This is a genomic window from Lacticaseibacillus manihotivorans DSM 13343 = JCM 12514 (assembly GCF_001435035.1).
In the GTDB taxonomy this organism is placed as follows: Bacteria; Bacillota; Bacilli; order Lactobacillales; family Lactobacillaceae; genus Lacticaseibacillus; species Lacticaseibacillus manihotivorans.
The window spans coordinates 1-25,146 of record NZ_AZEU01000034.1 but is presented as its reverse complement, the minus strand read 5'-3'; the positions used below and the strand labels follow the sequence as shown (position 1 = coordinate 25,146).

General features: G+C 48.2%; 23 protein-coding genes, 2 pseudogenes and 1 other annotated feature. Of the genes and pseudogenes, 17 read left to right on the top strand and 8 right to left on the bottom strand.

Annotated features, from left to right (window positions below; all coding sequences use genetic code 11):
* Positions 1–91 precede the first annotated feature (91 nt).
* Positions 92–805 carry a hydrolase gene (locus FD01_RS02320; protein WP_082611654.1) on the bottom strand — a complete coding sequence of 238 codons (714 nt, stop codon included), beginning with the start codon at positions 803–805 and terminating at the stop codon, positions 92–94.
* Positions 806–1,098: 293 nt separating this feature from the next.
* Positions 1,099–1,339: a binding site (T-box leader), on the top strand.
* Positions 1,340–1,389: 50 nt separating this feature from the next.
* On the opposite strand from FD01_RS02320, the gene FD01_RS02315 reads away from it, so the two are divergent.
* The 5 genes from FD01_RS02315 to brnQ all read left to right on the top strand — a co-directional run bounded on the left by FD01_RS02315 (position 1,390) and on the right by brnQ (position 7,566).
* Positions 1,390–2,190 carry a homoserine O-acetyltransferase/O-succinyltransferase family protein gene (locus FD01_RS02315; protein ID WP_056962457.1) on the top strand — a complete coding sequence of 267 codons (801 nt, stop codon included), beginning with the start codon at positions 1,390–1,392 and terminating at the stop codon, positions 2,188–2,190.
* On the top strand, positions 2,183–3,298 hold the full coding sequence (locus FD01_RS02310) for a trans-sulfuration enzyme family protein (RefSeq protein WP_054716542.1): 1,116 nt from the start codon (positions 2,183–2,185) through the stop codon (positions 3,296–3,298). The genes FD01_RS02315 and FD01_RS02310 overlap by 8 nt, the downstream gene beginning before the upstream one ends.
* A gap of 6 nt (positions 3,299–3,304) precedes the next feature.
* Positions 3,305–4,447, top strand: a complete 1,143-nt coding sequence (locus FD01_RS02305) for a trans-sulfuration enzyme family protein (protein WP_054716541.1) — start codon at positions 3,305–3,307, stop codon at positions 4,445–4,447.
* Positions 4,448–4,499: 52 nt separating this feature from the next.
* A complete protein-coding gene (locus tag FD01_RS02300) occupies positions 4,500–5,792 on the top strand; it encodes a homoserine dehydrogenase (RefSeq protein WP_056962456.1) in 1,293 nt (430 codons plus the stop codon).
* 379 nt (positions 5,793–6,171) lie between these two features.
* Positions 6,172–7,566, top strand: coding sequence for a branched-chain amino acid transport system II carrier protein (gene brnQ / locus FD01_RS02295; RefSeq protein ID WP_056962455.1), 1,395 nt, complete (start codon positions 6,172–6,174; stop codon positions 7,564–7,566).
* Between the two features lie 337 nt (positions 7,567–7,903).
* Here brnQ and FD01_RS02290 read toward each other — a convergent pair whose 3' ends face one another.
* On the bottom strand, positions 7,904–8,224 hold the full coding sequence (locus FD01_RS02290; RefSeq protein WP_054716532.1) for a transposase: 321 nt from the start codon (positions 8,222–8,224) through the stop codon (positions 7,904–7,906).
* 212 nt (positions 8,225–8,436) lie between these two features.
* On the opposite strand from FD01_RS02290, the gene FD01_RS02285 reads away from it, so the two are divergent.
* Complete coding sequence (locus FD01_RS02285) at positions 8,437–11,142, top strand: cation-translocating P-type ATPase (RefSeq protein ID WP_056962454.1); 2,706 nt, start codon at positions 8,437–8,439, stop codon at positions 11,140–11,142.
* A 72-nt stretch (positions 11,143–11,214) separates the two neighbouring features.
* Here the strand turns inward: FD01_RS02285 and FD01_RS02280 are convergent, their stop codons facing one another.
* Both FD01_RS02280 and FD01_RS02275 read right to left on the bottom strand, forming a co-directional pair.
* A complete protein-coding gene (locus FD01_RS02280) occupies positions 11,215–11,715 on the bottom strand; it encodes an NUDIX domain-containing protein (protein ID WP_056962453.1) in 501 nt (166 codons plus the stop codon).
* Between the two features lie 57 nt (positions 11,716–11,772).
* The gene (locus FD01_RS02275) at positions 11,773–12,504 is read right to left on the bottom strand and encodes an MIP/aquaporin family protein (RefSeq protein WP_056962452.1); all 732 of its coding nucleotides are present in this window, start codon (positions 12,502–12,504) and stop codon (positions 11,773–11,775) included.
* Between the two features lie 187 nt (positions 12,505–12,691).
* Between FD01_RS02275 and FD01_RS02270 the strand changes: the two genes are divergently transcribed.
* From FD01_RS02270 to FD01_RS02260, 3 genes and pseudogenes are all read left to right on the top strand, one after another.
* The gene (locus FD01_RS02270; protein WP_056962451.1) at positions 12,692–14,029 is read left to right on the top strand and encodes an MFS transporter; all 1,338 of its coding nucleotides are present in this window, start codon (positions 12,692–12,694) and stop codon (positions 14,027–14,029) included.
* A 65-nt stretch (positions 14,030–14,094) separates the two neighbouring features.
* Positions 14,095–14,418 carry a hypothetical protein gene (locus FD01_RS02265; RefSeq protein ID WP_056962450.1) on the top strand — a complete coding sequence of 108 codons (324 nt, stop codon included), beginning with the start codon at positions 14,095–14,097 and terminating at the stop codon, positions 14,416–14,418.
* A 79-nt stretch (positions 14,419–14,497) separates the two neighbouring features.
* Positions 14,498–14,962: pseudogene (locus FD01_RS02260) on the top strand (PH domain-containing protein); the annotation flags it as partial.
* Here the strand turns inward: FD01_RS02260 and FD01_RS16935 are convergent.
* A pseudogene (locus FD01_RS16935) lies at positions 14,882–15,079 on the bottom strand (hypothetical protein); the annotation flags it as partial. The pseudogenes FD01_RS02260 and FD01_RS16935 sit on opposite strands and share 81 nt — an antisense overlap.
* Here FD01_RS16935 and FD01_RS02255 point away from each other — a divergent pair.
* The 8 genes from FD01_RS02255 to FD01_RS02220 all read left to right on the top strand — a co-directional run bounded on the left by FD01_RS02255 (position 15,000) and on the right by FD01_RS02220 (position 22,432).
* The gene (locus FD01_RS02255; RefSeq protein ID WP_056962448.1) at positions 15,000–16,466 is read left to right on the top strand and encodes a PH domain-containing protein; all 1,467 of its coding nucleotides are present in this window, start codon (positions 15,000–15,002) and stop codon (positions 16,464–16,466) included. The pseudogene FD01_RS16935 and the gene FD01_RS02255 sit on opposite strands and share 80 nt — an antisense overlap.
* A 186-nt stretch (positions 16,467–16,652) precedes the next feature.
* Positions 16,653–16,940 (top strand): hypothetical protein, encoded by a 288-nt coding sequence (locus FD01_RS02250; RefSeq protein ID WP_056962447.1) that lies wholly within the window; start codon positions 16,653–16,655, stop codon positions 16,938–16,940.
* Between the two features lie 158 nt (positions 16,941–17,098).
* On the top strand, positions 17,099–17,584 hold the full coding sequence (locus FD01_RS02245) for a DUF2798 domain-containing protein (protein WP_056962446.1): 486 nt from the start codon (positions 17,099–17,101) through the stop codon (positions 17,582–17,584).
* Between the two features lie 209 nt (positions 17,585–17,793).
* Positions 17,794–19,197 (top strand): DHA2 family efflux MFS transporter permease subunit, encoded by a 1,404-nt coding sequence (locus tag FD01_RS02240; protein WP_056962445.1) that lies wholly within the window; start codon positions 17,794–17,796, stop codon positions 19,195–19,197.
* A 366-nt stretch (positions 19,198–19,563) separates the two neighbouring features.
* Positions 19,564–20,277 carry an amino acid ABC transporter permease gene (locus FD01_RS02235; protein WP_054716524.1) on the top strand — a complete coding sequence of 238 codons (714 nt, stop codon included), beginning with the start codon at positions 19,564–19,566 and terminating at the stop codon, positions 20,275–20,277.
* The gene (locus FD01_RS02230) at positions 20,274–21,014 is read left to right on the top strand and encodes an amino acid ABC transporter ATP-binding protein (RefSeq protein ID WP_054716521.1); all 741 of its coding nucleotides are present in this window, start codon (positions 20,274–20,276) and stop codon (positions 21,012–21,014) included. The genes FD01_RS02235 and FD01_RS02230 overlap by 4 nt, the downstream gene beginning before the upstream one ends.
* 10 nt (positions 21,015–21,024) lie before the next feature.
* Positions 21,025–21,831, top strand: a complete 807-nt coding sequence (locus FD01_RS02225; protein ID WP_054716518.1) for a transporter substrate-binding domain-containing protein — start codon at positions 21,025–21,027, stop codon at positions 21,829–21,831.
* An 82-nt stretch (positions 21,832–21,913) separates the two neighbouring features.
* The gene (locus FD01_RS02220) at positions 21,914–22,432 is read left to right on the top strand and encodes a GNAT family N-acetyltransferase (protein WP_054716516.1); all 519 of its coding nucleotides are present in this window, start codon (positions 21,914–21,916) and stop codon (positions 22,430–22,432) included.
* Positions 22,433–22,468: 36 nt separating this feature from the next.
* Here the strand turns inward: FD01_RS02220 and FD01_RS02215 are convergent, their stop codons facing one another.
* Genes FD01_RS02215 through FD01_RS02205 form a run of 3 tightly spaced genes read right to left on the bottom strand, consistent with a single transcriptional unit; the run spans position 22,469 to position 24,998 of the window.
* Entirely contained in the window at positions 22,469–23,119 is a 651-nt protein-coding gene (locus FD01_RS02215) for a TetR/AcrR family transcriptional regulator (protein WP_054716513.1), read from the bottom strand.
* Between the two features lie 3 nt (positions 23,120–23,122).
* Positions 23,123–24,274 (bottom strand): ABC transporter permease, encoded by a 1,152-nt coding sequence (locus tag FD01_RS02210; RefSeq protein WP_054716510.1) that lies wholly within the window; start codon positions 24,272–24,274, stop codon positions 23,123–23,125.
* A 1-nt stretch (position 24,275) separates the two neighbouring features.
* The gene (locus tag FD01_RS02205) at positions 24,276–24,998 is read right to left on the bottom strand and encodes an ABC transporter ATP-binding protein (protein ID WP_056962444.1); all 723 of its coding nucleotides are present in this window, start codon (positions 24,996–24,998) and stop codon (positions 24,276–24,278) included.
* Between the last annotated feature and the right edge of the window lie 148 nt (positions 24,999–25,146).

Below are 25,146 nucleotides of genomic sequence, written 5' to 3'. Positions count from 1 at the left end.
AATCATCAGATGAATTATTGTATTTCATCTGACAACCATAAAGGGATTATCGCACAAGACGATTGGGTCTTGGTCATTCATTGATTGATTTTTAGCCAACCACTTCAACGGTGGCATATAAAACCCCAGCAGATGGGATCTGAGAACTTGGCATGGCCACGTCCAATTGGTTCGGGTTACCCGCAGCAAACGAGCCAGTATCATTAACAGTCCGATACCATACCGTGCCATCAGATAACGTGATCTTTAACTTAGTGCCACGTGGGAACGTGGACAAGTTAGCGGCAACACCACTGTAGCCCATGTTAGAGCCCATCACAGCAGGATCGTAGAAACTTAATTTGAAGGTCCCTTTGTTCGTGGTGGTGCTAGTCGTCGATGTGGTGGTCGTCGTTGCACTTTGAGTGGCAGCGGCTTGCTGTTGTTGAGCAGCAGCTTGTTTAGCGGCAGCAGCCTTTTGCGCTGCAGCAACTTGGGCGGCCTTTTCTTGTGCTGCTTTTTGAGCAGCGGCAGCTTGAGCAGCCTTCAACGCAGCAGCTTTGGCTTCTGCGGCTTTCTTAGCGGCAGCACGTTCGTTAGCTTCTGCGATCAAGTTGCGACCAGGTTTGATGACGATTTTTTTAGCTGGATGTAAAACCGAGTTAGTTTTCACCACAGTTTTAGCAGTATCTTTGGCTGTGGCTTCACTATCATTGGATTGTGCCTGATGTTGGGCACTCGTATTCGTATCGATCGCTTCGACCGATTTGGTGGCGGTATTGATGGCAAACATGCTACCTAAAACTGTAACAGCAGCTGCTGCCATGACATGTAGTCGTTGACTTAAAATAAGCTTCACTCCTAAAATTTGTGTTCCGTTCCCCTTGACAACATGCAGTATAGGCAATCGGTATGTCACCTTAATACCAGAGAGATGTCAAATTCACCTAAAATCGTCACATTGTTACCTCGCTGTTACACAAGCATCCTGAAATATTTTTGTTACAAATTGAGTGATCCGCTTACAAATTGCAACCAAACCCGCCATCATCGGATTCTGTGGGAAAAATGGCAAAAACGCTTGACCTCGATGAGAATTTGCCGTAAGCTGACAATAATCTAAACACGTTGACGAGATAAGTAAAAGTTACAGTTTCTAAAGAGAGCCGATGGTTGGTGTAAATCGGCGAAACCAGACTTCGAAAATGGTCTCTGAGTATTGTTGTCGTGAGCCTTTGCAAGCGACAACCGGATACGCCCGTTATTGCGTTACCGTATCGCGCTTTGGCGCCGTACGCATAAGTGTTTATTGGTAACAATAAACAAAATTCGGGTGGTACCACGCAAAAGCGTCCCGTGATCAAATTGATCACGGGGCGCTTTTTTTATTTCAATAAGGAGGATCTGCACATGGCAACTATTTCGATTTTAACCGGCTTAACGCAAAATACGCTTGTCCCAAGCGCTGATGCGTTGCACTTATTGGTGTTGAACTTAATGCCGAACCGTGCCGTCACTGAGCGCCAGCTCGCAAACGTCTTTGCGCAAGGTAAGCAAGACGTCGCGTTGACTTTCTGCTTGCCAAGCACTCATCACATTAACAAAAATGCCACGCAGATCCGCCAAGCATACGCCACCTTTGATCAAGTGGAAGCCCAATATTTTGACGGGTTGATCGTCACTGGGGCGCCTTTAGATCAACTCGAATTTGAACAAGTTGACTTTTGGCCAGAATTTCGCCGGATCTTGACTTGGCGCAAAGCTCACACCAAAGGCGCATTATTCATTTGCTGGGGTGCTTATGCTGCCGGTGAACTCGACGGGGTATTTCATGGTAAGCAACTCGCCCAAAAGATTTCTGGGATTTACACCACGGATGGGCTGACCATGCCACACTCGCGCTATTTCACTATTCCGCTAGCATCTGTGGTGCGCGGCAACGTTCTGGCAGGTTCACAAGCCCTTGGTGCGACGCTGATTTCAGATTCCGCCAGCAACTCATGGTATTTAGCAGGACATTTGGAATATCAAACCGGGACCTTGCGCGCTGAATATTATCGCGACTTACACAAAGATCCCCACACCCCACTGCCAGCACATTATTTTGACAGTGATTTACAACCGCAAAACACTTGGCATGATCAAGCCACTCAAGTTTACACATCTTGGTTAAATACATTAACAACTGCACGGAGGCAAGCACATGGTTAAACTCGCAACACAATTAGTTCAAGGCACTAACGGCACAGATGATCAAAACACTGGGGCAGTGGTCCCACCGTTATATTTATCAACAGCTTTTCGCCATCCAGGTTTAGGCCAATCTACTGGCTATGATTATTCGCGTTTAACCACGCCAACCCGCGCATTACTAGAAAAACAACTTGCGACCATTGAACATGGTACACACGCTTTTGCTGTTAGCTCTGGGATGGCGGCCATCGATTTGGTTTTCTCCGCATTCACCAAAACTGGCGATCACTTCATCGCGTCTGACGATTTGTATGGCGGGTCCTTCCGTTACTTCGACGAACGCGCTGAACGCTATCAAATTCCTTATGACACTTGGGACGGTGTGGATGTCGATGCCTTGTTGTTAGCCATCCAACCAAACACTCGCTTGATTTGGTTAGAAACGCCTTCAAACCCTACCATGAAAGTGATCGATATCGAAGCCGTTTCCTCGGCAGTCCATGCCGTGCGGCCAGATATTTTGATCGCTGTGGACAACACTTTCCTCACCCCGGTGTATCAACAACCCTTAACCCTGGGCGCTGATGTCGTCGTCCACTCTGCCACCAAGTATCTCGGCGGGCACAATGATATTTTAGCTGGGGCGGTGATCGTCGCTGATGATGACCTCGGTGAAAGCTTGAGCCAACAGCTCACCACTACCGGCCAAAACCTCGATCCTTTCGACGCATGGTTGTTGATCCGGTCGTTGAAGACGTTAAACATCCGCATGCACGCCCACACCGCTAACGCTCGCATCGTAGCCAAGCACTTGGAAGCCTTGCCTGGCGTGGATCGCGTGTTATATGCTGGGGTCGGCGGCATGATCAGCTTCTATTTAAACGACGCGTATTCCGTTGATCAATTCTTACAAAACTTAAAAGTCGGCTCGTTTGCCGAAAGCCTGGGCTCAGTTGAAACCTTGATCACGATCCCAGCGATTCAAACCCACCACGATATGCCGCAAGCGCAACGTGAAGCCCTTGGCATTTTCGACAACTTGATCCGCGTTTCGGTTGGATTAGAAGATGCGCAAGACATTACCGACGATTTCGACCAAGCCATTGCCGGCGCTAAAAAGGAGTAATTCAATATGCATGACAACACCAAAATTATCAAAGCGACTACGGTGAAAGATCCCCTCACCGGCGCAGTCAACACCCCGATCGCCTTGAGTTCTACCTTCTATCAAAATGATTTCGATCACTTCGGGGAGTTTGACTACTCCCGTTCTGGCAACCCGACGCGCAAAGCTGGTGAACAAGCCGTTGCGGCACTTGAAGGCGGCGAATTCGGGTACTTATATAGTACTGGGATGGCCGCGATTTCCAGTGTGTTGAGCATTTTTTCCCAAGGCGATCACTTATTGGTCACGAAATTCGTGTACGGCGGGACCTTCCGGATCCTAGACGATGTGTTATCTCGCTTTGGCATCAGCCACACCTTCGTCGATCCCACCAACTTAGATGAAGTGAAAGCCGCGATTCAGCCCAATACCAAGGCGATTTACATCGAATCTCCATCTAATCCAGTCCTGAAAGTCACCGATATTCCCGCCATCGTGAAAATCGCCAAAGCCCATGACTTGATCACCATCGCCGACAACACCTTCATGTCCCCAGTTTTACAAAAGCCTTTGAGCTTAGGCGTCGACATTGTGGTGCATTCGGCAACCAAATTCTTATCCGGACATTCCGATATTTTAGCTGGCGCGGCAGTCACCAACGATCCGGGTTTAGCCAGCCGCATTTACTTTATTCAAAATGCTTTCGGCGCGACGCTTGGTGTTACCGATACCTTCTTATTAGTGCGCGGAATCAAAACCTTAGGCGTACGCATGGCGCAATCCAGCAAGTCCGCGCAACAAATTGCCGAATGGCTCGAAGCCCAACCGCAAGTCACCCGCGTGTGTTACCCCGGTTTGAAATCTGACCCAGGTTACGCCATTCAACAAAAACAAGCGACAAACGGCGGTGCCGTGTTGAGCTTTGACGTCGGCAGTGCAGAAAACGCCAAGATCTTAGCTGAAAGTTTGACCATCCCCGAATTTTCCGTCAGCTTAGGTGGCGTGGAAACCATTTTGTCTTACCCACCAAAGATGAGCCATGCGGAAATGAGCCCAGAAGAACAATTGGCTTGCGGCATCACCCCAGGCTTGTTGCGCTTCTCCGTCGGCTTGGAAGACCCAGAAGACTTGATTGCCGACCTTGCCCAAGGCTTGGCCAAGTGCAATTAGTCAACGCACTCGGATAACTTTTGCCAGCTTGTACACAGAAAGGAAGACTCAGATGAGCACACTGAACGTTGGGCTATTAGGCCTAGGCACAGTGGGACGCGGTGTCGCAAACATTATTGCGCGCCAAACCCCACAACTGGCGCCATTAAATCTTAAAATCACCCGCGCGGCAGTGCGCAATCTCACCCCTGCACGCCAAGCAGAACATCCTGATATCGCGTTGACCACGGATGCGTTGAGTATTGTCAATGATCCTAATATTCAAATCATCATTGAAGTGCTCGGTGGCATCGATTTACCTTTCGCCTTGTTGCAGCAAGCGCTGAAAAATGGCAAACAAGTGATCACGGCCAATAAAGATCTGATCGCCACGCATGGTCGCGAATTGACGGCTTTAGCGCAACAGCATCACGTCGCCTTAAATTATGAAGCCGCCGTGATGGGCAGTATTCCGATTTTGCGCACATTGAACACAAATTTTGCTGGCGATCAAATCACTGCGCTGGCTGGGATCGCCAATGGCACGTCGAATTTCATTTTGTCGCAGATGCAAGCAGGATCCAGTTATACGGAAGCCTTGCAACTCGCCCAACAAAAAGGGTTTGCTGAAGCCGACCCGACCAATGATGTGGAAGGCTTAGATGCCAGCTACAAATTGTTGATTTTGAGTCGTCTAGCTTTCAACCTCGATCCTAAGTTATCCAGCATTCAACGCTTAGGCATTACGACTTTGCGGCGCGCAGACTTTGCGGCGGCGGACTTTTTTGGGTATACCATCAAACCGTTAGTCCAAGCGATCCGTCAAAACCAACAACTGCGCTTATCCGTTGCGCCAACCTTAGTGCCGAAAAATCATGCGTTAGCTGGCGTGGCCAATGAATTCAATGCGATTCAATTGGCGTCTAACAATACCAACTCGCTGACGCTTTCTGGTCCTGGGGCAGGTTCTTTGCCGACTGCCAATGCCGTCGTCGCCGACTTACAAGCCGTCGCCTTAAACTTGCAAGCTCATTTGACGCCAACAAACGCCGCCACGCACTTAGAAGCTGCCGAAAATTTGGATCTCCCGACGCAACAAGCCATCAGCTTGACCTCTAATGGCGTCGTCACTGGCTTGGACGTGGCGACGCAACTCGGCATTCACGGCCAGATCTTTGCGTCAGGCGATCAATTGCATTTGTTGACGCAAGCCGTCGATCGCCACACGGTCGCCCAATGGCAAGATGCGCTGAGTCATTTTGTCGGGATCCAATTGCACCATATTTTGCCAGTGTATGACCCGACAGTGCGCGGTTTTGTCGAAAAATTTCAAAGCGATGAGAAAAAAATGAATATTACCGCTTGACTTTGGCAAAACTTTAATCTATTCTAGTCACAACATCAATTAAGAAGACATTGAGTAGCGAAGTAAACTAGAGTCTTGCTTGTCAGTGAGCCGCGTAAAGTGCGAAGCGGCCTAGCATTTCTAGTTGAAGGTAGGCTACGAGTCGTGATTGCGACTGAAAAGAAGTGGTCACTGGGATTGCGCCCATTACAGCAATGACGTATCGTCGGTTTTCGGCCGTACGTTTGGAGGTTTAATCGGTGACGGTTAAACGAAACAAGGTGGTAACGCGCATTGGCGCCCTTGACAAATTCAATATTTGTCAAGGGCGTTTTTGTTTGGGTTAGGCCGACTCAAACAAACCCCTTCTTAAGGACACACACTTTTGGAGGTCATCACAATGGAAAACAAATCAGATCACAAACTCACCAAGAAGCAGTACTTGATTTTAGGTTCAATGTTATTCGGGTTATTCTTTGGGGCTGGGAACTTAATTTTCCCAATTCATTTAGGGCAGATCTCTGGGGGCAACTGGTTACCCGCAACGTTAGGCTTTTTACTTTCTGCCGTGTTATTGCCATTGATGGCGATTTTAGCCATCGCAATGACCGAATCCGACAGCATGTATCACTTGGCACGTCCAGTCGGTCACGGCTTCGCCTTATTCTTTCTGATTTGCACGCACGCTTCCTTGGGCCTGTTGATCGCAACACCACGTACCGCAACGGTTACCTTTGAAATGGCGATCCAACCCTTTATTTCCAAAGGCCACACGCAAATCGCTTTGTTGATTTTCTCCGCCATTTATTTCTTGATCACCTACTTGCTTTCCCGTCACCCGCAAAAAATCACCGATTATGTTGGCAAGTTGCTCAACCCCGCTTTACTTTTGCTGTTAGCCGCCGCCTTCTTCGCTGCTTTCTTGATCAAAGGTGATGGCAGCACTTTGATGGCCAGCACGCATGCCACTAAAGCCATTTCTAACTTATCCAATGGGTTCTTACAAGGTTACAACACCATGGATGCCTTAGCTGGTTTAGGCTTTGGGGTTACCATCGTTTCTGCTTTGAAGTTCTTCGGCGTAACTACCGCTAAGCACCGTTCTCAAGACGTTGCCAAAGTTGGCGCCATGTCCATGGGGCTTGAAGCTTTCGTTTATATTTTCTTGATCGCATTAGGCGTTTTATCCTTACACTTCACGAAAACCACTGCCAATGGTGGCCCAGCCTTCAACGCCATCATGACCCACTACACTGGCATGATCGGGACTTCACTGCTTGGCGCCATGACCTTCTTGGCTTGCTTAACCAGTTGTATCGGATTGGTTTCCAGCTTGTCTCAAGACCTCGGCACTCGTTTTCCTAAAATTGGGTTTGGTAAATTCTTGATCGCCACTTGTACTGGGAGTTTCTTGATTTCAAACTTCGGGTTGAACCAAATCATCGCTTTATCTAGCCCAATTCTGATGTTGCTTTACCCATTAGCCATCGCCTTGATCCTGTTAGGGCTGTTGCACCCATTCATCGGCAAGCAACAAACCATTTATCGCACGACCATCATTTTAACCATGATCCCTGCGATCCTAGATGCGATCCACTCCTTGCCACCATACTTGGCCAACAACGCCTTTATCCAAGCCATCGATAACTTCGGCATGAAGTACATTCCAATGTTCTCGATTTCCATGGATTTCCTGCCATTTATGATTGTCGGCTTGATCGGCGGGACCTTGTTAGCCAAAATCACCGGCCAATCCTTCAACACTGAAGCCACTGGTGAGTTATCTGAAAACTGATCGTCACCCAAAAGCATGTGCTCACAGTCAGTCACATGGACGATCTCTCCTCCTTTAAGTCATACACGAAAAGCGCCACGCAAATTGCGTGGCGCTTTTGCTGTATAACGCAATCATTGATAAGTTTAGCGTAACAGCAGTTCATCAAGCGTAGCGAGTGGAAATTGGGCCGGAAGCTGGCCGTCATGCCATAGTGAGAAGCCTGTTAGCGCTTTTCGCTTACAGGCTTCCGCAGGTGGAGATCCACTTTGCTCATGAGCGAAGCGAATGAACAAAGTTAGCTCCGCCGAGGACCCTCACTATGGCATGGCGAGTCAGCTGGAGGCCCAATTTCCACTCACTGCACCGCTTGGCTGACCCACTTGGCACAAAGCCCAGGATTGGAAATATTATATTTGACGCATAACTTGCGCAATGACGTCCCACCCATTTGATACTCGGCGACGACTTGGGCTTTGAGTTCAGCTGGATAACGCCGGCTGCGACGATAAGGCACAAAAGCCTGCTCGCCATCTTGTTGGTAAGCGCGCACCCAAGCAGCCAGTAAATGATGATCGATACTCGTGGCTTTTTCCACGGCCCGCGCGGTTTGGCCGTTGATAATCGCGAGCACGGCAGAACGCTTTTCTTCTATTGTATAGTGGGACCATTGACGCATGTTTATCACCTCGAATTCAGTGTCGCATCTGTAACGCGTTACAGGTCAAGAGATAATTCGTCTGCCCTTGAAACTTGACAAGGCAATTGGTATTTCGTTAAGCTTATAGTAATCAAAAACATTCGGTTGGGCGCAAGCTTCAAGTTCGTTTTCCTGGGGAGGAAGACACTTGTTGCTTGCGCTTTTTGCCGTTGTTAAAAGGAGGCCCCACTATGAAAGACCCCTACTTACATCCCAAAGCTGACGTGCTTAAAACGTTATCCGCCGATCGCCAACACGGCTTATCGCAAGCCGAAGCTGAAAACCGGTTGGCGCAAAACGGCCCCAATCAATTGGAAAAAGCCAAAACCATCCCCGCCTGGCAACAATTGCTGCACAGCCTCAAAGAACCTTTGATGATCATTTTATTTATCGCTGTGGGCTTAGGCGCATTGAGTGCTTGGTACGACTTTGCCGTCACCAAAGACCACGCCCATGCCATGGCTTCGGTTTATGAAGCGATCGCGATTTTACTGTTGATCATGGTCAATGCCGGGTTATCTTTTTGGCAAGCGCGCGCCGCACAAAAATCAATGGCAGCTTTGCAATCCATGGCCGCCCATCATGCGTTGGTGTTGCGCGATGATGACTGGCAAGAGATCCCAGCTGATCAATTGGTACCCGGCGATATCTTAAAAGTGCACACTGGCGACTTCATTGAAGCTGACGTGCGCTGGTTACATGTGGCCGAACTCACCACTAATGAATCCCACCTCACTGGCGAAAGCGAACCCGTCGCCAAACAAACCCACTCTTTAATAGAAGAAACTGGACTCGGTGATCGCACGAATATGGGCTATTCCGGCGCGACGGTCACGCATGGTAACGGGATCGGCGTGGTTGTGGCGACAGGCATGCAAACCGAACTCGGTCAAATCGCGCAACTGCTTGCCGCTGAGAAACCTGGTAAAACCCCACTAGCTAAAAGTGTTGAGCGCTTGTCCAAACGTTTGATGCTGGTCGCGTTATTCGTGGTGATTTTAACGCTTGGATTGGAATTATATAAAGCGGTAATCACCACAGGTTGGTCGTTTGCCGCCATTGCCGAAGCACTATCAACCGCGATTGCTTTAGCAGTGGCCGCAATTCCTGATGCGATGCCTGCAGTGTTGGCCATCGTGTTGACCATCGGCGCCAACCAGCTGGCGCGTCATCAAGGCTTGATCAAATCCTTGAATGCCGTGGAAACCCTTGGCGCGACGAGTTTTATTGCCAGTGATAAAACTGGGACCTTGACGCAAAATCAAATGACCGTCACCGATTTTTGGGTGAACGGGCAATATTATCATGTGGAAGGCAGCGGCCTTGAAGCCAGTGGTGAAATTTTCCCAGAAGGCGACTACCATGATTTCATCCAAGCCGCTGTGTTGAACAATGAAGCCGAAGTCCGAGTGGATGCCGATGACGAACTGCAAGCTTACGGCAATCCCACTGATGTTGCCCTAGTGGTCCTCGGCCAAAAAGCGGGCATCTTGCGCGGAGATCAGCCGGTAGATATTTTACGGGTATTGCCTTTTGACTCCACACGTAAAATGATGTCAGTGGTGATCAAGCAAGGCATTCAGTATCACGTGTTGACCAAAGGCGCACCAGATGTGATCCAACAGCGTTTGGCCCAACCATCTGACGAATTGCCTGATGTGGTCTTACATTTTGCCTCACAGGCTTTGCGGACGATCGCAGTGTCTCAACGCGAAATCACGGAAGCCTTAGCGCGCCATGGCAGCGTCACTGAACTCGAACGACACCTCGACTTGTTAGGCATTGCTGGCATCATTGACCCGCCGCGCCCAGAAGTGAAAAAATCAGTCGCGACTTTGCATCAAGCCGGTGTCGCGGTGGTCATGATCACTGGCGATCATGCGGCAACGGCGCGGGCAATTGCATTGAAACTGGGTATCGTGTCCAATCCTAAAGCTTCGGTGATCGAAGGCGCCACTTTAGATGGCATGGATGATCAAGCCTTGTTTGACCTCGTGCCTAGCATTCGCATTTATGCGCGCGTGACCCCAGCACACAAACAGCGCATCATTAAAGCCTTGCAACAACATGATCAAATCGTGGCAATGACTGGTGACGGCATCAATGATGCGCCGGCATTGAAAGCTGCCGATATTGGCATTGCCATGGGCATCAACGGCACGGAAGTCACCAAGGATGCCGCTGATTTGATTTTACTGGATGACCGCTTCACCACTATCGAACATTCTGTTGAAGCTGGGCGGACGATTTTTGCCAATATCAAAAACTTTATGCGCCATGAACTCACCACCAATGTTGCCGAAGTTTTAGCGTTACTGCTCGGCGTTGCCTTAATGACGCAACAAGTTGGCCATGTCCCAGCAACGACGCCGGTGTTATCTGCCTTGATGGTGTTATGGGTGAACATGGTGTCGGATGCGTTGCCAAGTTTTGCCTTAGGTTATGATGTGCCAGAAGCGGACTTGATGAGTCAACCACCACGCAATGTGCATCAATCCATTCTGCACGGGATGCTTGGACGCATCGCGCTACGCGGTATCGTGATGGGTGGCGTCGTATATCTGGCATTCTTATGGGCGGCACAAGTTGGTATGAACCCCGCCGAAGCCCAAACCGTCGCCTTCTTAACCTTAGTCTTCGGCCAACTGTGGCATGTGTTCGACGCCCGCAGTACGCGCACCTTGTTTCACCGTAACCCTTTTGAAAATGGCAAGTTGTTGATCGCCGTCGCCTTTGCCGCAGTCGCGTCATTATTAGTGACTGTGATGCCATTTTTCAATATGGTGATGGGGACAGCACCATTATCTAACGGGTTATACCTGGCCGTCGTCGTATTGCCGGCCATTCCAACACTGGTGATCTCAGGCATCAAGGTTTTATGGTTACGCCGTTCATAAACGAAAACAACGCCTCGATTCGGTTGGAATCGAGGCGTTATTTATTTTGGTAAGTTGTGTTCAAAATGAACGTTATTTAATTTGTTGCGCGTATAATTGGCAAACTTTCAGCGCCGCATTTTCGGGACTGGCTGGCCACATTTTAGCTGGGGCCGCTTCGACTGATACCCATTCAGCGCTTTCCAGTTCATCAGACAAGTTCAGCTGATCATCAGCCACCAGCACCATAAAGCCATGCATCATCATTTGATGTTTGGGCAACCAATACGTGCCGGCATACTCGATACTTTCACCAGTCAACCCTAATTCTTCTTGCACTTCACGTATTGCTGCAGACTCGGCATTTTCCCCTGGTTTGATATAACCGGAAATCAAAGATTCATACTGCTTTGATAAGTAAGGCATCTTCGCCAAAACAATTTCATGTTGGGCATTAGCCACTAACACGATCACACAATCGGCAAACATGGGAAACCAGAATCGCTCGCAATGCGGACAATATGGAATCTCACCATCATCCCCAGCAAGCTTCGTTACGAGCTTTGTGCCACATGTTGGACAATATTGAAACATCCTGCTACCCCTTTTCTCAATTAAAAAACTGCCTATCGCTAGGCAGCTTGGTTGATTTTACATGAAGACGTTCTTGTATAACGCAATGGCACAAATACCTGCCAAGATCGGCGCAACCACCGGCACCCAAGCATAACCCCAATCGGAGCTGCCTTTGTGCTTCAATGGTAACAACGCGTGCAAGATCCGAGGACCCAAGTCACGCGCCGGGTTCAGCGCAGGCCCAGTTGGCCCACCAAAGGATGCGACCAAGGTGCCGACTAAGAAACCTAATGCCATGTGCGCAGTCCCTAAGTTGTTCGCGAAGAACGGCGCTTTGGTAATGCCTAACGCCCCAAAGAATAAAATGAATGAGCCGATGAATTCGTTGATGAACCCGTTAAGTTGACTCTTAGTGGCGTTGATGGTGCTGAACGTCCCTAAAATATGTTGGGGGTTAGTCGTCAAATCATAATGAGGTTCATAAGCTGCGTAAACCATTAACTGGCCGAACATCGCCCCAGCCATTTGCACCAGGATATAAGGTAAAACTTCTTTCCATGGGAACAAGCCGGATACTGCCAAGCCGATGGTGAAGGCTGGGTTGATATGGTTACCGGAGATCCCCCCGATGATCATCGCCGGGATCATGACCCCTGCGCCATACCCGCAAGCGATCAACATCCAGTCAGAGCCGTTACCTTTAGTCCCTTTTAAGTCTACGTTGGCAACCGAACCGTTACCAAGCGCAACCATAATTGCTGTGCCAATGAATTCAGCGGCCAGGCGCACGCCAAGATCATACGTCATTATTCTTTGTTATCCTCCACGTTAGTTTTCTGAAATAAGCATATGATGACATACTATCAATTTATGGAAGCATAGTAAATAACTTATGAGCCACCGGGAAAATTTTATTTGAAAATTTTCAAAAGGCACCGCTTACACACCGGCTAAAGCCGAACATTGCGGCTATAATTGAAGCGGAGGTAGCCATATGTTAACTGATAAATCAAGACGCGCCTTTGTGGTGACCTTACTCACTGGCACGTTTTCCATGTCGATTTCACAATCGGCGTTAAGTACCGCTTACCCGGCTTTTATGCAGGCCTTTCACTTAGGGGCTAGCACCGTGGCTTGGTTGACCACCGGTTTTATGTTGGTGATGAGTTTGATGATTCCAGTATCACCGTGGTTATTAAATAATGTTGGCTTCAAACATCTGTTTCAAGCCGTTGTCGGCACCTTTGCGATCGGCACGGCGCTGTGCATCTGGGCGCCGAGTTTCAGTCTTTTAATGATCGGACGATTGTTGGAAGCATTAGCCGTCGGGATCATTTTCCCGAGTTTCCAAACTGTGCTGTTGACGATCACGCCGCAAGCTAAGCGTGGCGCTGTGATGGGCATCGCCGGATTGGTGATGGGATCAGCCTTAGCAGTAGGGCCGATCATTTCAGGTGTGTTGTTGACCTGGTTTTCTTGGCGGGCCTTGTTTGGGTTGTTTCTGATCGTTAGTTTACTGGTGTTATTGGCATCAACACACACGATTCAAGATGTGATGCCACAAAACTTGAGTCGCCTGGATTGGTTGAGCGTCGTGCTTGCTGCTAGTTTTCCCGCATTATTATATGTCTTATCTCAAGCCAGCAACCAAGGCTTCAGCACAACCTTACTGATCATTCTTGTCATTGCCGGACTGGCAGCTATTTGGTTTGTCACGCGCTTATGGCATCAACCCAAGCCCTTATTGCAATTACACGTTTTGCAAACTGGACAATTTCGCTTGGCCTGCTTGTTGACTGGGATCTCATATATCGCCTTGATCGTGACCACGGTGGTCATGCCGTTATACTTTCAAACGATCCTCAAAGTCACACCGCTCGTTTCTGGATTATCACTGGTACCTGCTGCCGTCAGCTTGGCGTTACTCAATCCCCGCACTGGCAAACTGTTAGATGCAGTTGGACCTAAACGGGTGGTATTGATCGGCATGAGCTTGATCACCATCGGCTTTTTATTATTGATGCTTTTAGCTGGACACTTGCCCTTGATCGGTGCAATTCTCTTAGCGTGTGTCACAGAATCTGGCAATGCGTTTGTGATGATGCCTGCCGTCACCACTGGTGCGAATGCCTTGCCGAAAAAATGGCTCGCTGATGGCACTGCGGTGACCACGACTGCGCGCCAACTGCTCGGATCTTTAGGGGTGGCCTTGGCGACTGCGATTTTAACGCAAGTCGGTGGCATCGCTGGTTTTCGCGCGGCGTTTCTCACTTTTGCTGTGATCGGAGTCATCGGTTTGCTATTAGGCTTACGTTTGAAACCCGCCAAGTAAAATCTTGCAACGCGTTCGCCGCATTGTGCTAAAATTGAGGCAACTAAACCACAAGGAGAATCGCTATGAATGTCTTCAACGCCTTGAAACTGATCCAATTCGACCACCAGCCGCTGAATCATCAACAAGTTGTGATCACCGATGCCAATGGCAAGCCTGATGCCCAGCTGTCTGAGTTATTGGCCGATTGCCTCAGCAAGGTGGACATTTTCATCGATTTTAATACGACCAATTCCGTCGCTGATGTGATCGACGATTTACATTTATTGACGCCACTGCCTTATGACGTCTTAGAAGAATATCAAAAAGTCCTCGAACAGCACATCGTTGGCGTCAACTTTGCCAGTCACAAGGAACTGATCGAGTTGATCTACGAACCGCTGGTTTAAACGTTCAAAACGGCAAGCTTCTGTTAAATATGAAGCCTGCCGTTTTTTTGTGGCATGATTTGCTTGTTTATAATTGCACATGGCCTTCGCAGTTGGTACACTGAATGCAAATTGGAGGAGTCACAACATGCAAACACAACTTCCAGCTCAAATTCAAACGGTTTGGCGCCTGCGTGCCTTGATCGACGGACTATTATGGGTGATTTTAGCCGTCGGATTCTTCATCGCGCATTTATTATGGTCTTGGCCTTGGTGGCTGATCGCTGTCGCATTAGGATTAGGGCTTTTACACGTCGGCAGTCACTTGATTTTGATCCCTTATCGCTATGCCTTTTGGCGCTATCAAATCTCACCTGACGATGTGGTGTTACAAAGCGGGTTTATTTTCCGCAAAACTGAAGCCATTCCCATCGCTCGCATTCAAAATGTGACGTTGGAACAAGGCCCACTGTTGCGCGGGCAACATTTGCAAAGCGTCAAAGTCCAAACTGCCGCCACCACGCATGAAATTGCTGGCGTCGAAGAATCCGTAGCTGATGCTTTGCGCGAACAGATCATGCAATTGGCTAAGGTGGCTCGCGATGACGCCTAACCGTTTACCTTTGTTGGCCTTGCCCGTGATGATCGGCCAAGAATTTAAAGCTTGGTGGTATTTGCTGATCGTCGCCGGCTCTTCTGTGTTTAAAAATGGATTCAGTTGGTGGGCAGTCTTAAGCATTGGTGCCGCGTTGTTATTTATTATTGGGCTAGCAGCCGTGCGTTACTGGCGATTTTCTTATTTAATCGACGACACTGCCGTCACCATCAATTCCGGGTTGTTCGTCAAAAAAGTGCGCCACATTCCCTATCCCAATATTCAAACCCTCAGCCATCAACAGTGGTTCTTCTTACAACCGTTTGGCCTGGAAACCTTGAATATTGAAACATCTAGTAAAGACGGCAAAGAAGGGGCTGGGACGCTATATGCCGTTTCGACTTCCGTGGGCCAACTGATCGAAGCACATCGTCATCACCAACCACTGTCTGTGACTGAACCTTCAGAAACACAGCTTGACGAATCGGCCACACCGACTTTTGATGCGCGATATCAAATTTCCGCACGGGATCTCAATTTATACGCTGCCACCAGCATGGGCTTTTTGGCGATTTTAGCGGCGTTGGGTTGGTTATGGAACAAACTGGACGACGTGATCCCGAAAACTTGGCAACAAAATGCCTTCGATCAACTCGCCCACCTCGCCGTTTTAGTCCTTGTGGTTTTTGGAATCTTGTTCTTAGCTGTGGCGGTGTTGATTTCCTATTTAAACTTGTTGCAGCGCTACTACCACTTCACCTTGACCAAACAAGCCCACACCTTAACAGCAACCCGCGGCTTTTTCAAACGGTTGGAAGTCTCTGTGCGCATCAGTCGGATCCAAGCGGTGCGCATGCGCCAAAGTTTATTGCGGCACTGGCTGCATCTCACCACGATTCAAGCGTTACTGGCCAGCAATGCCGCCGATGAGGAAAAAGATAACGACTTGGTATTGTTGCCAGTGATCAAAGCAGACCAAGCGTTGACTCGAATGCACCACTTTGTCGATTGGGTACCAGCGACTACCCCCGACTTCATTCGTGTGCCGAGAACAAATCATTGGTATTATGTGCGCAACTGGCTGTTATGGAATCTGTTATTCGTCGCGATCATCAGTTTCGTTGTTGGGCATTTTTGGCCGCAGTGGTTGCTTTGGACAATGGTTTTATCCGCGTTATGGGTCTTGATCCAAAGTCTTCAAGGTTGGTATGCCGCAAAGAATGCTGGCGTATCCATCATCTATGCGCACACCTTATTAGTTCAAAACGGGAGCTTGTGGAATCTGACGCAATACGTCGTTCGCCGCCAAAACATCCAGGCACTGTCTTTAAATCAAAGTATTTGGATGACGCGCAAACACATCGCGCATTTGGAATTACACATCCGGCGCGGTGACGGGAATGAATCGGTTGAAGTGCGGTATCTCAAGGCTGAAACCGTTGAAAAAATTCTGGATTGGTATCAGCAACGCTGACTTTCTTTCGATATGAAAACATGTGAACAAAATAATTTTCGGCGCAAAAAAAGTTTTGCGCCTTTTTTGCGTAATTTATTAAGTGTAGGGGGAAATATTATTTTTCAGGTGTGCGCATAGACGAAAGGACAAGACACATGCGACAATGGTGCTTCAGCCAGTATTTGATTTAAAGGAGGAAATCTAATGTCTTTAGAACACCCTTTCCCAGATTTAGACCAATACCCTGAAGATTTTCAACAGGCAATGACCGTATACGATCAAATGACGGATCAAGAAGTTGAAGCATTAGTGTTAAAAAATCTCAACAATTTACGCGCCCAAGTTGGCGGCGTGCCTTTCGATCATGTCCCAACCAATGAAGAAATCGATGCCTTATGGGACGCACAACACCCTAAGCGCACACGCTATCAAGAGTTCCGCTATCGCCTGCGTCGTGCTTGGCTGGCGCTGGTTGCACCGGAAGAATTATAATTTCTGAAGTTTTCTGAAAATAATCCTTACGCACAGTGAAATTTTCTGGTAACGTTAAATCTTGTTGTGGGTGACATTTTTGTCGCTTGGTTCCGTATAGGTGGCTTACCACTGACTCTACCTCCCAAAATTCTAAACCCACGCATAAGGAGTTACACGTGCCTAAGAATTTTAAAGAAGAAATCTTTTTCAGCTTGATCATGGCTGGTTTAATGGTATTTGTCATGGCAGGCTACAACGTCGCCATGGCTGATGGCTTTTCTAGCGGTTATATTTTAGAAGTGCTCAAAGGCTACCCATTGGCATTGATCGTCGCCTTGATCTTAGATCTCGGTGTCGTCGGTCCAACCGCTAAGAAAATCTTCTTCAATCATATTTTCAAACCTGAAATGGAAAAAAAGCCGATCATCATCGGGATCTCAATTTCGATCTTGATGGTTGCCGGGATGGTCACTTTGATGTCCGCCTTTGGGATGATCGTCACCCAAAACTTTGCCGGCAACATCGTCTTGACGTACTTGCACACTTGGATCTTCAACTTGTTTATGGCTTTACCATTACAATTGTTGATCGTCGGCCCGATTGCACGCAAAGCCTTGAGTGCTTTCCAAAACCGCGGTGCCGAAGCTGTTGAAGCTGAATAAGATTTGCAAGCCTAGCCTTAGTGGCCGGGCTTTTTTCTTGAAATTTTTCTGGAAAAAGTCCTTACGAAAACCAGTATTTTCTGCTAAGATGACCGACGTAAATTAAAATCGATCGCAACGCTTGGCGACTATCCAAGCGCCGCAACACCCATTAGCCGTTAACGGCTATTTTTTTTGCACTGGTGTAGACGATCAAAGGAGTGTAAGTTATGGAATTATCTCAAGCAATGCCGAAAGCGCGAGTTGAAATTGCGCATCCAGCATTGGCGATGGTCGGCTTGATGATCGGGTCGTTCGTCGGCATGTTTTCAGAAACAGCGTTAAATATCGCCTTGCCTTCATTGATGACGGCGTTGAACGTCAGCCAAGGCACGATTCAATGGCTGGTCACCGGCTACATGTTAGTCATCGGCATCTGCATGCCCTTATCCAGTTTATTGACCAAATGGTTCACCACCAAAAAAATTGTTTTATTTGCCTTAGGAGCCTTTATCGTTGGGGCTGTGATTTCTGCTTTAGGCACGGCCTTCCCAGTCGTGTTATTAGGGCGGATGATTCAAGGTATCGGCACTGGCTTAGTCTTACCGCTGATGTTTAGTGTCGCTTTGCAGATCTTTCCACCGCATAAACTCGGGACGGTCATGGGGCTGGCCGCTTTAGTCATCATGTTTGCGCCAGCCATCGGTCCTACGATCACCGGTTTACTCCTCGCAAAGTTCTCTTGGCATTTTATTTTCTGGTTGTTCGTCCCATTTTTGCTGATTGCGTTCATCTTTGCCGCGCGCAACTTGGACAATGTCTATCAACAAACCCATACACCAGTGGATTGGATCTCAATTATTGAATCCACCGTCGGCTTTGCTGGCATCGTCATCGGCGCCACTTTCGCTTCTGATAAAGGCTGGTTGTCGGTTCCTGTACTAGCTGCATTGATCATTGGATTAGTTTCCTTATATCTGTATGCCCATCGTCAACTCCATTTGGCAAAGCCAATGTTGAACCTCCATGTCTTCAACACGCGCCGCTTCACCGTTGGGACGTTGTTGGTGATGCTCGACTTTGGCGTGATCTTAGCTTCAATGTACTTGTTGCCCATGTTTTTGCAACGGGTCATGCATTTGCCGGTTGCGATGACTGGGATCGCGATGTTACCAGGTGGCATCGTCAACGCCTTAGTTTCAGCCGCTGCCGGGCGTGCTTATGATAATCATGGCGCCAAGTGGTTATCTCGCATCGGCTTTGTCATTGCCATCATCGGCGTTGGCATCTTATTATCGGCAAACGCCAACTCGAGCTTAGCTTGGGTGATTTTTGGCCATGTCGTGTTAATGATCGGCGCACCTTTGGCGATGTCGCCTGCGCAAACTTACGGCTTAAACAGTTTGTCTGGGGCGTTGAGTGCTGATGGCAGTGCCATTTTGAACACCTTGCAACAAATCGTCGGCGCCGTCGCCACTGCGATCGCCACCAGTTTGATCGCCTTTGGTAGCAGTCAACAAGCTGGTGTTGCAGGATTGACGGTCGGCACGCATGCTGGCTTTGGCTTCGTTTTGATTTTGGCCGTGTTGGCCTTACTGGTGTCCACGCAAGTCGAAAGTATTAATAAAAAATGAGAATTTGTTGACTTATTGATGATGCAACGCTAATATTGGGTAACAATATGAGACATGGTGAAGATGAGTAATGCGAGTCGGCGGTGCAGAAAGACCTTGATTGTTGGAAAAGGTTACGCCAAACGCATGAAGATGGTCTTCGATCGTCATTGCCGGTGAGCGTGCAAGCCGACAACGGGCACTTCCCGTTATCAAGCCAAGCAAATTTTGCTTGATGAGGTCATTGGTGTGAGCCAATGATAAAACAAGGTGGTAACGCGAAGAAATCCGTCCTTGACCAATTCGGTTGGTCTGGGGCGGTTTTTTTTACTGTCCGAACAAGGTACAATTAAACTAAAGATAAGTGTTTTTAGGAGGAAAGTCGACATGTGGAAAATCATCACCGAAGCCTTACCACAACTGATCGTCGCTGGGTTAAAATATACCATCCCGATCGCGGTGATCTCGTTTATCATCGGCTTGGCGCTGGCGTTAGTGGTGGCATTGACGCGCATCAGCACCAAGCGCGGCGCGTTTAACATCCTGAGGTGGATCGCAGGCTTTTACGTGTGGCTGTTTCGTAGCACCCCATTATTAGTCCAATTATTCATCGTATATTTCGGCTTACCTTACCTGATCATTCCAGGCTTGGCGCCAACCGGGATCAAACTCGACCCATACACTGCTGGGATCATCACCTTTTCACTGAACACTGGGGCTTATTGTGCGGAAACTGTGCGCGCGGCTTTGTTATCCGTGCCTGAAGGCCAATGGGAAGCAGCTTATGCCATTGGGATGAATCGCTCGTTAGTCTTGCGGCGCATCATCATTCCTCAAGCTTTGCGCACGGCGCTGCCACCATTGTCCAACTCGTTTATCGGTTTGGTGAAAGATACCAGCTTGGCTGCCTCGATCACGATCGTGGAAATGTTTGAAGTCAGTCAACAAATTGCCGCGGCTAACTACCAACCGCTGTTGATGTATAGCCTGGTCGCCTTGATCTACGCGGTATTTTGTACCGTATTGTCATGGCTGCAGAAGTGGCTGGAAAATAAATCCAGCGCATACTTACAAACCACGCAAGGAGGGGCGCATTCATGATCTCAGTTGAAAATCTCACCAAAAGCTTCGGCGATAATGTGGTGTTAGATCATATCTCCACTGCCTTTCCTGCTGAAGAAACCACAGTGATCTTAGGGCCATCAGGTTCTGGGAAATCGACGTTTTTGCGCAGTTTGAATTTGTTGGAACGTCCAGAATCAGGCGTGTTGCATTTAGAAGACTTAACCATCGACTATGCGCAACCGATCAGCTCCAAAACCACTTTGGCCGCACGCCAAGTCACCGAAATGGTGTTTCAAAGTTTCAACTTGTTCCCGCATTTGACGGTGTTGAAAAATATCATCGAAGGGCCAGTGCATGTGCTCAAAACACCGAAAGCTGATGCGGAAAAAGAAGCCCGCGAACTGTTACAACAAGTTGGCTTAGCCGATAAAGCTGACAGTTATCCAGCGCAACTCTCTGGTGGGCAAGCGCAACGTGTCGCCATTGCCCGCAGTTTGGCGATGCATCCGCGCTACATTTTGCTTGATGAACCAACTTCAGCTTTGGATCCTGAACTGGAACTGGAAGTATTGAAAGTCTTGTTGAAGATCCATGACGAGAATCAATCGATGATCATCGTCACGCACAACATGTCCTTTGCTAAGCAAGTCGCTAACAAAATTCTGTTTTTGGAACATGGCAAAATGCGCTACGACGGACCAACGGCAGGCTTTTTCAATTCAGATGACGCCCGGATCCAAGCATTCTTAGCTTCAATGACTTTTACGCTGTAGGAGGCGTTTTATGAAAAAATTTCGGGGATTACTTTTAGGGGCAGCCATTTTGCTCAGCACTGTGGCGTTGGCTGCTTGTGGCAGTAGCAAAACCACGACCAAATCAAACACTTATCAATCCGAACTGATCACCAAAAAGACGTTGACCGTCGGCACAGAAGGCGAATATAAACCTTATGCTTACCGCGACAATGGTAAAATGACCGGCTTTGAAGTCGAATTAGCCAAAGCAGTCGGCAAGAAACTCAACTTGAAAGTTAAAATTGTCCCAACCAAATGGGATTCGTTGATCGCTGGGGTTGGTTCCGGTCGCTTTGATTTGGCGATGGATAACATCACCGCAACGGCTGCGCGCAAGAAGCAGTACAACTTCTCCAGTACTTATGTTTACTCACCTTACACCTTAGTCACCAAAGCCGGATCGAACGTGACGGCCTCAACGCTTAAAGGCAAGACCTTAGCAGAAGGCACTGGGACGGATAACGAAGCGGTCGCCAAGAAACTCGGTGCGAAAACCGTGCCGAATTCTAACTTCACTGCCGTCGTTGGGACCATTTTAAACGGGCGCGTCGATGGATCGATCAACTCCGTATCGGCTTGGAAAGACTACAAGAAGTCCAACTCAACCAAAGGCCTGCAAGCCAAGCAACTCGATTCAAGTGTTGCCGCACCTGCAGAATCTGCGGCCTTGCTGAGTAAGAAATCTCCGAAACTCCAAAAAGCCGTCAACAAGGCCCTCGTCCAACTGCGCAAAGATGGCACCTTGAAGAAGCTTTCCGTAAAATATCTCGGTTCTGATGTGACTGAGAAACCATAAAAGCTTGAAACCGAGTCGTGCGCATACGGCTCGGTTTTTGCGTGTTACAATAAACCTATCGATTAAAAAGGAGTCTTTCAACATGCGCATTGAACCGATTCAAGCCAAGTACATTGATGACAGTATTCAAGTGGTCAAACAAGCCTTTGCCACTGCCGAACACAGCGATGGTGATGAATTTCAATTGATCTCCCGGTTGCGTGAAAGCGACGATTATCATTCAGAATACGACGCCATTGCGTTAAACGATGAGGATCAAGTGATCGGCCATGCGATGTTGAGCCTCGCCCACGTTGGTAGTACCCCAATTTTTGTTTTAGCGCCATTAGCGGTTTTACCAGACTTTCAAAAACAAGGCGTCGGCAGTGCTTTGATCACCTATTTGGAAGTGACCGCTGGCGAAGACATGCGCCGGGCTATCAGCATTTTAGGTGATCCTGCTTATTACGGCCGTTTCGGGTATCAGCCTGCAAGTGATTACAACATCACCCCACCCGCTGACATCCCTGCAGAATTTTTCTTAATCAAACCGCTATTTGAAGGCGCCTTGAACAAGGTATCAGGCGAATTAAAGTACGCCCCTGAATTTAACCTCGACTAACGCAAAAGGCATCCCCCATTTTTGGAGGATGCCTTTTTATGGCGTCAAGGTCTTCAGTAGACTTTCCACTAATTCATCTGTGGCTTGATTGATGTCAAAAGGATAGGTCCCATCAGGCATCATCACTACTGGCAACGCGTATCCAATAATACCGCCGGCAATGGTGCGCAATAGCCGCAGTGATGACCAGTCGATCAGTTCATGCGTCGCTTGAAAATGTTGAATCGCGCGACCAAAACCTACTGCAAATTGGCCAAAAATTGCATTTACGCCTACTTGTAACAAATCGCTACGCACAAATACTTCTTGGGCAAACACCCGGATCATCGCGCGATTGTTGATGGCAAAGGCTAAGCGATCGTGAATCACAAAGCGCAACAGATCTTCTAAATGGGCAAAACGTTCAGGATGCACCTCATCGATAAACTCTGAAGCCAATTGTGGAACCACACTGTGACTTAAAGGCTCCAACGACGCATCCAACAATTCCGTTTTGGATTTGAAATGCTTATACACCGTGCCTTCTGATACGCCGGCACGCTTGGCAATGGCTGCCGTTGAGGTGCGCTCAAAGCCCTGCTCGGAAAATAAACTCAAACACGCGGATAACACTGCCTTTTGTTTATTTGACAAGTCCGCCTTTTCCAAATACGCCGCAAATAAGGTTTCAACTTGATGGACTGCCATGGCTTAAACCTTCCGATAACGGCGCATACCGCGAACGTTCAATGCGGTCAACACCAACAAGAATAAGAGTAAAACGCCGATATCTAAGCCTAAGCTGGTCAATTTTGTCCCATACATAATGATCTGCGTCATCGCATTGCCAGCGTAAGTTAATGGCAAAATGTAGGAAATGTCTTTGACCCAGCTTGCCAAGGAATCCAGCGGCACGATCCCTGAGAAGAACACTTGTGGGATCACAATGATCGGAATAAACTGCATCATTTGAAATTCGGATTGCGCCATGGTCGACATTAAAATCCCAAAAGCTAAAGCCACTAAGGCTAATAAGAAGTTGGTCACCATCACCGCACCTAGCGTCCCAGTGATTTCAACGCCCATAAAGCCGACAGTACATAACACGATGATCACAGTTTGAATCAACGCTAAAATGCCGTAACTCATCATGTAGCCTAACACGATTTCACCACGACGTACCGGCGTAGCTAACAAACGATCTAAGGTCCCGGTGGTACGTTCTTTGAGTAGCGCCATGCCTGAAATCAAGAAGACAAAGAAGAACACGAAAAAGCCCATTAAGATCGGGACGATTTTATTGAAGAAGCCGGTATCTTTGTCACCATAATTGTACTTGTTGGTGATTTTGGTGGTCGCTTGCTTCTTCGCTTTTGGCAAACTGAGGTTTCCGGCAGCTTGCGGGGCGACTTTTTGAATCGTCGTCGCCATTTGGGTCACCGTTTGGCTCAACTTCACCGTGGTTTGTTTGAGTTGCTTGACCCCGACTTGTGCCAATGCCGCTTTAAAGCCAGCTTTTACTAACGTTGTCTTGGTGGCATCCGTGTTAGCGTAAGTCACTGTGTAGTGATTATCGCTAGTTTGATGCACGATCGCGTCGACTTTTTGATCTTTCAGTGCCTTTTTAGCAGAAGCGTTCGTTGATTTCTTCTCAACGGAAACATGCTTCACATCATTTAACGCCGAGCGAATGTTGCCATCTACGCCGACTGTCGCAACGGTTACGCTAGTCGTGGCACTTTGCGTGAAAATCAACTTCATTAAAAACATGATCAACACTGGCGCTACAAACATCATGGCTAATGTGCGCTTGTCGCGGATCAATTCACTGATGACCCGCCGTGCAATATAAATTGACCGCATCTTATGCCACCCCTTCCGCTTTCAAAAAGACTTGTTCGATGGTTTTAACGTTGTATTGGGCTTCAAGCATCCCCGGTGCACCATACGCCATCACTTGCCCACCTAACAACAAGGCGACATTATCGACCAGTTCAGCTTCATCCATCACATGGGTCGTGATCAACACACCGCGGCCCGCATCACGCAAGCCGTGAAGTTCTTTCCAAATCTTGCGGCGCAGTGCAGGATCGATGCCGACTGTCGGTTCATCTAAAATCAATAATTCAGGATCTCCAAGCAACGCGATCGCTAAAGACAGTCGGCGCTTCATCCCGCCAGAATAACCGGAAACCGTCTTTTTCAAATCTGGAGTCAAATCGACCACTGCCGCCACATGGGCAATTTGTTCTGCCATTTGGGTTTTGTCGACGCCTTTCATCCGCCCGAAGAAACGCAAATTCTCTTCAGCACTCAAGGCTTCATATAAGGCATCATCTTGCGCCATATAGCCGATGCGCCCAAGCAATTGCCGGTTGGGCATTTTGGTATCGAGTACTAACGCTTGGCCGCCATCTGCGACTTCCATGCCTAAAGCGGTTTTGATCACGGTGGACTTACCGGCACCGCTCGGCCCAATCAAACCTAAGATCTCGCCTTTGGCTACTTGTAAGGTCACGTCTTTTAAAACTGTTTCTTTCCCGAATTTTTTCTGCAGATGCTTTAAATCGATCAATAAGTCTGCCATTTGAATGCCGCCTCTCTTAGTGAGCTATTACTCACTTGCAGAGCTAAGTGTAAGTCGTTTGCTGGTGAGTGTCAACTCATTTTTATTTTTGAGCGGTGAATTGTCAAATTAAGTGCAAAGTCTCATTATAGAAAACTTCGTAGGGTGT